The sequence below is a fragment of the Methylobacterium longum genome (genome assembly GCF_022179385.1).
Lineage (GTDB): Bacteria > Pseudomonadota > Alphaproteobacteria > Rhizobiales > Beijerinckiaceae > Methylobacterium > Methylobacterium longum.
Genome location: NZ_BPQS01000184.1, coordinates 1 through 452, shown reverse-complemented (window position 1 = coordinate 452; position 452 = coordinate 1). Strand labels below are relative to the sequence as shown.

At 60.2% G+C, this 452-nt stretch carries 1 protein-coding gene; it reads right to left on the bottom strand.

Annotated elements, in window-relative coordinates; all coding sequences use genetic code 11:
* Positions 1 to 186: 186 nt before the first annotated feature.
* Positions 187 to 381 (bottom strand): hypothetical protein, encoded by a 195-nt coding sequence (locus MFF58_RS32015; RefSeq protein WP_238294373.1) that lies wholly within the window; start codon positions 379 to 381, stop codon positions 187 to 189.
* Between the last annotated feature and the right edge of the window lie 71 nt (positions 382 to 452).

Genomic DNA, 452 nt, shown 5'->3' with positions numbered 1-452 from the left:
GGAGGCGCAGCGAGCATCGTCCTCGGTCAGAACGTATCCTCTCTCTCCCGTAGCCGCGTAAACGGCGCCGCAGGCGAGGCATTCGAGGCTTTCGCCGTGGTCGTAGTCGCTTTGCATGTCCTGCCATGCCACGCTCACGCGCCCAGACCAAGCGAGGTGAGGTTCAAGCCCGAGCCACGACCGCGCTCAACTCTTTGATAGATGGTCTCGTGCGGTATCCTCAGCGGCGACAGCCTCGAACGCAGCGATAACGTTCTCCAACTCGGCGACTTGGCGCAGTGCGCTACCGGCCGGCAGACCATCACGCTCGGCCATCGCCAGGATGAGCGTGCGCTGCTGCACCTTCAGGCATCCGAGCAGGGCGTCGAGCTTGTTGGGCATAGGCGGTCTGTAGCCGTCTTATAACCAAGGTAAGTATAATATCTTATGTTGGTATGGGTTTCAGTCGATCA

What these genes read in the sequence shown, in the direction of transcription:
- MFF58_RS32015 (WP_238294373.1), bottom strand. Translation starts at nt 381, where the DNA reads ATGCCCAACAAGCTCGACGCCCTGCTCGGATGCCTGAAGGTGCAGCAG.